This window comes from Oceanispirochaeta sp. (genome assembly GCF_027859075.1).
Lineage (GTDB): Bacteria > Spirochaetota > Spirochaetia > DSM-2461 > DSM-2461 > Oceanispirochaeta.
In genome coordinates this window covers 1-9,512 of the sequence record NZ_JAQIBL010000284.1, presented here as the reverse complement: position 1 = coordinate 9,512, position 9,512 = coordinate 1, and the positions used below count along the sequence as shown (strand labels likewise).

At 40.3% G+C, this 9,512-nt stretch carries 11 protein-coding genes and 1 pseudogene; 7 read left to right on the top strand and 5 right to left on the bottom strand.

Going from position 1 to position 9,512, the window contains the following annotated elements; all coding sequences use genetic code 11:
* Positions 1-310: 310 nt before the first annotated feature.
* Genes PF479_RS15790 through PF479_RS15780 form a run of 3 tightly spaced genes read left to right on the top strand, consistent with a single transcriptional unit; the run spans position 311 to position 2,223 of the window.
* Positions 311-847 (top strand): lipocalin family protein, encoded by a 537-nt coding sequence (locus PF479_RS15790; RefSeq protein ID WP_298008402.1) that lies wholly within the window; start codon positions 311-313, stop codon positions 845-847.
* Between the two features lie 37 nt (positions 848-884).
* The gene (locus PF479_RS15785; protein ID WP_298008399.1) at positions 885-1,568 is read left to right on the top strand and encodes an HAD family phosphatase; all 684 of its coding nucleotides are present in this window, start codon (positions 885-887) and stop codon (positions 1,566-1,568) included.
* 1 nt (position 1,569) lies between these two features.
* A complete protein-coding gene (locus PF479_RS15780; protein WP_298008397.1) occupies positions 1,570-2,223 on the top strand; it encodes a glycerol-3-phosphate acyltransferase in 654 nt (217 codons plus the stop codon).
* Positions 2,224-2,540: 317 nt separating this feature from the next.
* On the opposite strand, the gene PF479_RS15775 is transcribed toward PF479_RS15780, so the two are convergent.
* A complete protein-coding gene (locus PF479_RS15775; RefSeq protein WP_298008392.1) occupies positions 2,541-2,996 on the bottom strand; it encodes a hypothetical protein in 456 nt (151 codons plus the stop codon).
* A gap of 105 nt (positions 2,997-3,101) precedes the next feature.
* Positions 3,102-3,275: a hypothetical protein gene (locus PF479_RS15770; protein WP_298008389.1), complete on the bottom strand. Its 174-nt coding sequence runs from the start codon at positions 3,273-3,275 to the stop codon at positions 3,102-3,104.
* 30 nt (positions 3,276-3,305) lie between these two features.
* Between PF479_RS15770 and PF479_RS15765 the strand changes: the two genes are divergently transcribed.
* The gene (locus tag PF479_RS15765) at positions 3,306-4,466 is read left to right on the top strand and encodes an ATP-binding protein (protein WP_298008386.1); all 1,161 of its coding nucleotides are present in this window, start codon (positions 3,306-3,308) and stop codon (positions 4,464-4,466) included.
* Positions 4,467-4,578: 112 nt separating this feature from the next.
* Here the strand turns inward: PF479_RS15765 and PF479_RS15760 are convergent, their stop codons facing one another.
* Positions 4,579-5,001: a VOC family protein gene (locus PF479_RS15760; RefSeq protein ID WP_298008383.1), complete on the bottom strand. Its 423-nt coding sequence runs from the start codon at positions 4,999-5,001 to the stop codon at positions 4,579-4,581.
* Between the two features lie 709 nt (positions 5,002-5,710).
* Here PF479_RS15760 and PF479_RS15755 point away from each other — a divergent pair.
* The 3 genes from PF479_RS15755 to PF479_RS15745 all read left to right on the top strand — a co-directional run bounded on the left by PF479_RS15755 (position 5,711) and on the right by PF479_RS15745 (position 7,368).
* Complete coding sequence (locus tag PF479_RS15755; RefSeq protein WP_298008380.1) at positions 5,711-5,893, top strand: hypothetical protein; 183 nt, start codon at positions 5,711-5,713, stop codon at positions 5,891-5,893.
* Between the two features lie 104 nt (positions 5,894-5,997).
* Entirely contained in the window at positions 5,998-6,627 is a 630-nt protein-coding gene (locus PF479_RS15750) for a UPF0182 family protein (RefSeq protein ID WP_298008377.1), read from the top strand.
* Positions 6,628-6,699: 72 nt separating this feature from the next.
* Positions 6,700-7,368: a cation diffusion facilitator family transporter gene (locus PF479_RS15745; protein WP_298008374.1), complete on the top strand. Its 669-nt coding sequence runs from the start codon at positions 6,700-6,702 to the stop codon at positions 7,366-7,368.
* A 363-nt stretch (positions 7,369-7,731) separates the two neighbouring features.
* Here PF479_RS15745 and PF479_RS15740 read toward each other — a convergent pair whose 3' ends face one another.
* Positions 7,732-8,595 carry a thiamine pyrophosphate-dependent enzyme gene (locus PF479_RS15740; protein WP_298008370.1) on the bottom strand — a complete coding sequence of 288 codons (864 nt, stop codon included), beginning with the start codon at positions 8,593-8,595 and terminating at the stop codon, positions 7,732-7,734.
* Positions 8,592-9,512, bottom strand: a pseudogene (locus tag PF479_RS15735) (2-oxoacid:acceptor oxidoreductase subunit alpha); the annotation flags it as partial. The gene PF479_RS15740 and the pseudogene PF479_RS15735, both read right to left, overlap by 4 nt.

Below are 9,512 nucleotides of genomic sequence, written 5' to 3'. Positions count from 1 at the left end.
GCAAGGGTTGATTTACCTACCTGCCTGGCACCCAACAGAGCAACAGCCGGGAAAGCAGAAAGATGTTTTTTAACAAGAGACTCTCTTAAACGCTTAGTATAGGTTTGCATTTTTAAAGTATAACATTAGAATAACAAACCTTCAACGTATATTGAATCTCAATTATAACGACGGAGAATGGGGGTGTAAAGAAACTTTGCTAAGGATATAAAAGTGAGGACTTTCAGGAATATATTTGAATTCTTATATATATATTCACTTAAATTAAATAATCATATATCAATAGAGTATTATATTGGGAGTTTCTTAAATGAAGATTTTTATACCAATAGCATTAATTGTTGCCTTTCTATCATCCTGTGCTACTTCCGGAAAGGAACCCTTTCATAAAACTGCTGAATATATCGATCTTGAAAGTTTTTCTGGAGATTGGTATGTCATTGCACTCCTCCCCACAATCTTTGAAAAAAAGGCCGCCAACGGGATTGAGAACTACTCCCTGACCGAAGAAGGAAATATCCGTGTAAAATATACCTTCAGAAAAGGGTCTCCCCAGGGGAAGGAAAAAATCATGTATCAGGACGGCTGGGTCTATAACAATGAAAGCAATGCAGATTGGCGAGTCCGTCCCTTATGGCCGTTAAAACTTCCCTATTACATTTTGGAAATTGATGAACAATACCAATACACAGTCATTGGGACAAACAACTATAAATACCTCTGGATAATGTCAAGAAATCCCGATATGGATGAAGACTTACTCAAACAAATCATCAACCGTATGACTGACCGCGGCTATGATATGACAGACCTTATGTATATGAAGCAAAACTGGGATTCCCAGTAAATTATGGAAATTGTATTTACAAAGGATAAAATCACTCATGATAAATTCAAACCTGGCTGGCACAACCCACATCTTTGATATCGATAAAACAGTCATCAACGCAATTACAGTCAAAGAGTTTATCAAGGCTGGGATATTAGAAAAAATCATTCCCATTGGAATCATTATTTATATCCCATACTTATTTCTGGCCCTTCAATTCAAGATCCTGGGAAGATCACTATTAAGCAAAAAATTCCATCTATTATCTGGGATCTCTCAGGAAGAACTTATGAGATTGTCCTATAAGATCTATAAAAATGAATTTAAACAGCTGCTGAATAAATCTATGGTTGAATTGATAAATACAATCAACAGAACCGGTGGTAAAGTACTGATTGCCTCAGCCTCCTTCAGTTTTATTCTCAAGCCCTTTTCTGCAGAATTCGCTGCCCAGGATGTCATTTCTACGGAAATTGAGTTTAAAGATGGATTTTCAACAGGGAAATTAAAAAAGATTCCGGCTTACGGAAATGGGAAACTAAAAAGAGTTTCCTCTTATCTGGAAACAATGGGGATAGAGGCTGAAAAATGCAGTTTTTACTCGGATAGTTATAGTGATTTGGAATTATTTGAGTACGTGGGGACCCCCGTCGCTGTCAACCCGGATCATTTTCTTCGAAGGATTGCCCTCAGACGAGGATGGAAGATCATCAAAACTCAACCGGAAAGGAGTCAGTAATATGCTCAATTTAGTCATTGTCATGATGTTAAGCTATTTAGCCGGATCATTTCCTACAAGTTTGATATTGGGACGCTTATTCAAAAATGGCATGGATATACGGGAACATGGCAGCGGAAATATGGGAGCCACGAATTCATTCAGGGTTCTGGGTTGGAAAATCGGGCTGGCTGTTGCATTCATCGATGTTTTCAAAGGTTTTGCAGCGGCTCATTGGATTACAAATATATCAGTTTCAGACAGTTCTTTTTCTGAGCCGGTAATCTTTATGTTTTCTACTTTGGCAGTGGTTCTCGGACATGTTTTTCCTGTGTTTTCGGGATTCCGGGGAGGAAAAGGATTCGGAGCTGCTGTGGGAGCCGTAACATCCTATGTTCCTTTAGCAGCCCCTTTTTGCCTTTTAGTTTTTTTTATAACACTAGGTTTCACCGGCTATGTTTCCGTATGCGCTTTGACAGCATCTGCGGCACTTCCCATATTGTATGTCCTTATTACGCTGATTCAGGGAAAAATACTGGAACCGGTCATACTTGTCTTTTTCATATTTATTTTCCTTCTCGTCGCTTTCAGCGTCAGGAAAAGATTAAAACTCTATCTCAAAGGTGAAGCCGAAGTTTTTGAGAAGGCAAGAATTTTCAGATCTAACAGGAGATAATGATGCACAGTAAGATTTTTTCAACAGCGTTAATGATCTCCTTAATCAGATGAGACAAGCGGTCTTGTTCAGGAAATTCACGGTCCGACAGTGTTAAAAATACAGGTAAATGAAAAATGGGAATTCTTCGATTCAGAAGTCTATTTTACATATCCCGGGTAGAACGCAGTCAAATCGTTTTTTTATTCCATGGATTAAGAAAGAGAGCAGGTACTCACTCAAACATCATTTGTCTGTTATTCTTCTGAAATCAACATCTTTAACTTTATGCGCTCCCATTTTCTGAGAATAGAGAAATGGGAGCGTATCCTAACAAACTACTGCTTAATACAGACGATGCCTGTCAATTGTACTGTTTTTGAATCTTTTGCCGCTTCCTCAGTCGTTTCATAGCTGTATGAATCTCCCGTAAAGCTCGAACCGTCAGAAGCCAATTCATATTCCGTACGACCATACATTCCAATCATATTCGGAGTATCTGAACTTGTAACTTTAGCAATATAACAGTTTTTTTCATTGTTGAAACTAGTCAGCTCACCCTCTGAACGGTAGGTCTCTGATCCTGCAGGCTGTATCACCGTCTTAGAAGTAAAGGTCGTTTGAGTTATATTTGTGGTGATGTTGGCCTTAGTTCCACTGGCTACATCAACAACAACATCAGTTGCAACCCATGAGCCGATCAGTTCAAAATCATCTGAGCCTGAATCATTTAGCATATCGCAGGAAAAAAACAAAACCGGAACCAATAGCACTAATAAGAAATATTTATTCATTTAAACTCCTGTAAGCCCATATATTGTAAGAAGCAGTTTATTAAAAATTTAAATGCTAATCATAAAGGCTTGATTACAGATAATATACTTGATCATCGGTTTAGTCTAGAAATACTGAATAAGTAATAATCTGGTATCGGCCCTGGTAGCCATAGGCATCACCTCCCTGGTGGCGTTGATCCCGGCCCGAAAAGCTGCCCGGATGGAGCCGGTTGATGCCCTGAATGCCTGAGGCTGGGAGATCTCATTGCATTTATTTCCGCATTTATAATTGGACATTATCAAACTCTGAGTTTAGAATTGTCCAATATGATTAAAAGAATAATCGAATCTGAACTTGGGATAACCGCAAAAGAATATCCAATCATCACAATAATCGGACCAAGGCAGTCAGGAAAAACAACTCTGGCAAAAAAAAGCTTCCCTGAATATAAATATGTAAACCTGGAAAACCCTGAACACAGGTCCCTGGCAGAGAATGATCCCAAAAGTTTCCTTCAGCGATATGCCCCTCCTGTCATCATTGATGAAATCCAGAATGTTCCTGAACTGATATCCTGGATTCAGGTTATCACAGATGAAAATCATGGCAATAAAGCACAGTTTGTTCTAACGGGAAGCCATCAATTAAAGCTGAGAGAAGCTGTAACCCAATCACTGGCCGGACGAACGGCCCTCCTGACACTGCTCCCGTTATCCTTAAATGAACTGGACAAGGAGTATGTAAACAGGGATAGAAGTGAATTACTACTGAATGGGTTTATGCCAAGAGTGCATGATCAGCATATCCGTCCTCAACGGTTTTACAGAGACTATTTCCAGACATATGTTGAACGGGATGTCAGGAAACTCATGGCCATTGAAAATCAGCAGGCCTTCGAACTGTTCCTCAAACTCCTGGCAGGCAGGATCGGTCATGAAATCAACTACAACAGCCTCTCCAATCAGGTGGGGATCAGTGCTCCTCAGATAAAAAAATGGCTGAGTATTTTAGAGGCTTCCTTTATTGTTTTTAAATTGCCACCCTTTTTCAGGAATTACGGAAAGAGGTTAACCAAGTCTCCCAAGATTTATTTTACTGAGATTGGTCTGGCGGTATATCTTCTGGGCATTGAAACTGCTGAACAGGTTGAACGTGATCCTCTTTTTGGTCATTTATTTGAAAATATGATTGTAGCGGAAGCCTATAAAAATCGTTTGAATGAAGGGAAAAATCCGGGATTATATTTTTTCAGAGATCACCATCAGAATGAAATCGATCTACTTTTCCCATCCGGATCGTCTTATACTCCCATAGAGATCAAATCTTCCAGAACTTTTAGAGATGACTTTCTAAAGGGCGTTAACTATTTTCAGAAACTAACAAAGTCGGAAGATGAAGGTCTATTGATTTATGACGGTGATCTGGAAATGGAGACGCAAAATGCAAAAGTGAGGAATTTCAGAAATATATTTACACCAAGTGAATAAAAAATGGGTTAATACCGGCTAAATTATTTTCAAAGGATACTCTGGCAAAGCTGGAGTAATAGGGCCCTTTTTTCTCCATCCCCTTGAAAACCATATTTTAGAGGACTTCTTTTTATTCGTCCAGCCATCCGGCTTCTACGGATCGACCTGTATACTGCGAGCTGTTTTCTGTGTACATATGCAACTCTATATCAATGCCGCTGGGGTCTTTGAACCATGTCTGCCAGGTACTGTCGGATCCCATCTTCTTCTCTGTGGTTTCAATGCCGTGTTTATTCATCCCGACTATCATGTCATCGATATTATCCGTTTCAAGACAGAGGTGCTGAATGCCCATGGCCCTGCCGCTTACCAGCTCTTTATCTTCAAAAACTTCAATAAAATTATTTTCAGACATTCTTAGATAGAACCCGTAGAGTGATCCTTTATGGGTAAAATCAAAAACCTTTTCCATACCCAGTCCATTGCAGTAAAAGTCCTCAGTCTTTTTCAGATCCTTTGTCTTAATACAAACATGTGCTAAAGATAAACTCATATAATCTCCTAATAATATATTTTTTCTTTATTTTCTTATTATTGAACCGGCATTATATTTTCATTCTCAACAAGGCTTGCTTTCTTCAATTGTGCCATAGCTGCCGGGATACTGCCGATTTTAAATATAACACAGCTCAGAAGACTCTGTGGATGAACAATAGAATTGTGTGGGAAGAACCAATAAATCTCAGGATGAATCAGGGGTGAAAGACTACTCCATCTTTCTGGATGAAGATTGCTTCATATTCTCCCCCTAATATCAGTATCGGATATTTTCCGATTACTAACATTTTGAATGTCCAGTTTTCGGGGAGGCGATCAATTTGTTAGTCCACTCTAACCCAATATGATCCAACGCTTCCATCCGTCTTTACCCAGGCAGAGAACCGCATGCACACCATCAAAGCCGTGTTGGTGGCCACACTCACATGAATATCCAATACCAGGGAGCTAGGCTATGAGATTAGTCGTCGCAATCGGAGGCAATGCACTGCTTCGTCGTGATCTGGCATTGACTGCCGAAAATCACTTGGATTTTAGTTTTGATAAAGGTGAAATCTTGTTTGTGTGAATTTTGATCCAACGAGATGATCCCGCTAGAACTAAAGATTTCAATATGCAAATGGTTATGTACGTTATCGAACAGACACTCACGGAGAAGAGGATTATCATAATTCCTGGAACAGTTATAGAAGGAGTTGTTGTATATGATTGCTAAAGACCCATTTCCTTTTAACGAGAAGCTATCGGAAGCAGGATGGAATGCCCAGATGACCGCATTGGAAACAAATTGGCAATCAAGTCTCTCCGACGCCCGGGACGAATACCAGGATGAGCGCATGAGACTGGAAAGAGGAAAGTCGGATTCTCCCGAAGTCGAAAATCTCTGATTCGGCATGGCGTGCAAGAAAAATTGCAGCTGGGAAGCTGGATTCGCTCAGAACCATAGTCAATAAAAATTAGAAACTGAGATTGAACAATAACAGGGGTGTTTATGTATATTTTGTTTTTTATAAGACTATTTTTAATTGAAGCCTTTTTGATAGCCAGCGGCATGAAGAAGAAAAAAAGTGTGCTTACTGTATTGGGTGTCGTCCTTATTACGGCCACAATTCTGTTTATCTGGTTTATGGGGTTCTGGGCGGATAAATTATGGTTTCAATCGCTGGGATTCATAGACAGATTCTGGACTGAATTTACTGTAAAACTGGGTTACGGAGTAGTTTCGTTCCTCTTCGGCGGATTATACATGTTCTTATTTCTATTTCGTGTAAAGAAACTCGGACCAGGAATAAAGGCCATTGTAGCGGTCATTACAGCGGTGATAACAGGCATCATGGGGGCAGGTTTATGGGATGCGGCTCTCCTGTTCTTTAATAGGGCAGCTGCAGGGACAGTTGATCCTGTGTTTGGGTATGATGTTTCATTCTATATGTTCAGCCTTCCGTTTATAACAGGCGTACACAATTTTTTAATGACTTTAGCTGTTATTTCCCTCATCGTTGGCATTTTAATTCTAATCTTGAGAACCAGAATCTTTTTGAGAATATGTCGGAGTGAAAGACCACCCCATAGAGGTGGAAAAAAACCAAATCCCTTTCGCTCCAAAAGAAATTATGTCTGAAATGGAGGCTCCTGAATGAGTCAAGAGCATCACCACCATTCTAACGGCACTGCTACCGTGAGCAATTAGGTTTTGCTCTGGACAGTCCTTGCAAACCTTGGACTTTCAGTCTTCGAATTTGTTGCGGGCTTGGTCTCAAGCAGTGTCTCATTGATGGCGGATGCCCTCCACAACACCAATGATGCGGGTGCGCTGCTGATCGCATACATCGCACACAGGATTTCCTGCAAGGCCGCGGACGAACGGTATACCTTCGGTTACCGCCATGCGCAGTTGATTGGAGCGATGATTCAGCTCACGTCGCTCATTTTGGTTGGGCTTTCTCTGATCTATGAAGCTATCCATCGTTTATTTGCACCAGAGCCTCTAAACGGCGGATGGATAATGTTCGCGGCCGGGATAGCTCTCGTATTCGATATAGTTACAGCATGGCTGCTCTGGGCAATGTCTAAAGGAAGTCTCAATTTGAAAGCGGCTTTTCTGCATAATCTGACAGATGCGGGAGCATCGGTCGCGGTGTTGCTTGGCGGAGCGGCAATCTACTGCTTGGGCTGGGACTGGGTTGACCCTGTGTTAACACTAGTGATTGCTGGATATATCCTTTGGAAGTCCTGGGACTTGTTAATCCAAACGAGTTCAATTTTGATGGAAGGCTCCCCCGAAGAAATAGAGATCGCCTCGGTAGAGGAGGCAATCGAAGCCTGTAGCGGAGTGATTGAGGCGTACCATTTACACCTCTGAGATCTGGAAGAAGATCGCCGAGCTCTGGAGGCGCATATTGTTATCCCCGAGAATTTTCCTATAAAGCAAATGGAAGCTTTGAAACAGCAAATTAAACACCGTCTCGTAGATGATTTTTCAATCGTTCATAGCACATTGGAATTCGAAATGGCAGGGACGGGATGTGAGTCCTGTAAATAGTATGGATAGGAAAAGAATACTCTTATCATCCTTTTCGACAAACTCCTGAAACAGCTCAAGCAAGTTGAGACTGTAATTTTTCCAGCGATTAATCAAATCACTATGGGGGACAAGAGGATTAAAACCACCATTTCCAGTTGAACATTATTGCTTGCCAATCCTGAAAAGGGTGGTCAAAATAATTTACTTCATGCTTTCCATAATTTTCTTGACGACACTTATATCCCGTTTGCGTTTATACAAAGGAGTGCTGTCATTTTTAAACATGGAAACGTTTTTATTGTATGACTTTCTTGAGTCTGACTTATAGATTAAACCCAACGGCCAGGGTTCTCTTTCCAATGACTTTTTAAATGCTTTTACTTTATTGCCTGGGTCATAATCCTTATCAAGAATGTAAGTATTATCTTTGAACCACTGATTAGTATTAACCTTATTAAAGGATACGCACGATTGAAATACATCTACTAATGCAAAACCATCATGTTGTATTGCCTGCTTAATCAGTTCTTTGGTTAGCTCTTTTTCATGGACGGAACTTTTGGCTACAAAAGTTGCTCCCATTGAAATAGCCACAGCCAATGGGTTAAAAGGTTCTTCAATGACTCCGTCGACTTGTATCGGTGTTTTATGTCCCAATTGCGAAGTAGGAGCCGCCTGTCCTTTAGTGAGTCCATATATCATATTATCATGAACTATAACGGTGATATCGGAATTCCTTCTATTATTATGAATAAAGTGATTGCCCCCTTCTCCGTACATGTCTCCGTCACCGCTTTGTACAACAACTTTTAGTTCAGGATTTACCATCTTAATGGCAGCAGCTGCGGGTAATGCTCTGCCATGAAGTCCGTTAAAGTAACTTGTATGGTAATATTGAGGAGATTTGGCAGCCTGACCGATACCTGATACCATGCACAGCTCTTCTTTCTTAAGACCTAAATCAGCATAAGCTTCTGCTACTATATTTCTGAGACCAAAATCTCCACATCCCGGACACCATGCAATATCAACTTCGTTATTCAACCAATCCTTTTTATCCATCATAAGACCTCCTTAATGGAGTCCATTAACTCTTCAACGGTAAACATCATCCCGTTATATTTTAATATTTTGTGATCAAAATTAATACCTGTTTCAAGTTTAATCAGATCTCCAAACTGTCCTGTCTGATTATTTTCAACAAGGATGAGTTTTTTTGATTTTTTTAGTAGTGATTCGCTGTCTTTATGCAAAGGATACAGCTGTGAAAAATGAAGCATTGCCGTTTTTGAATCATTTATTTTATCAATAACCTCTGCAATAATGTTATGGGTGGACCCCCATGCAACAATTAAATTTTCGTAATTCTCAGGACCATATATTTCGGGTCTGCATGAGTTTTCTTTGACAAGTTCAATTTTTCTGAATCTTTTATTTTTCATTGCCATGCTGATTCCATTCAGATCCTCAGTAATTCTGCCATTTTCATCATGTTCATCTGAGTCAGAACAAACAAAACCGGTGCCGAATCCCGGGATTCCTCTGGGAGAGATTCCTGAATCAGTAATTTTATATCTGTGATAATTATCATCTGTTTTGACTATGTGTTTTTCGATTTTGATTTTATCAAGGTCAAATTCAGCTGTGTCATATTTAGTATCAACGAAATACTGATCTGTGAGAATGATAACAGGAATCTGATATTGATCAGCGTGATTAAACGCTCTGCAGGCAAGTTCAAATGCCTGTTGTGTTGTACCTGGTGCATATATGGCCCTTGCAAATACTCCGTGGCCTGCGTTAAGAGCAAGATTTAAATCTCCCTGTTCGGTTCTTGTCGGAAGTCCTGTATCCGGACCTGGACTTTGAGCAATATGGATTACAAGTGGAGTTTCGGTCATCCCAGCAAGACTCATTCCTTCCGACATGAGGGCAAAACCACCTCCTGAAGTTGAAACAACAGGGCGCGCACCTGCGTACCA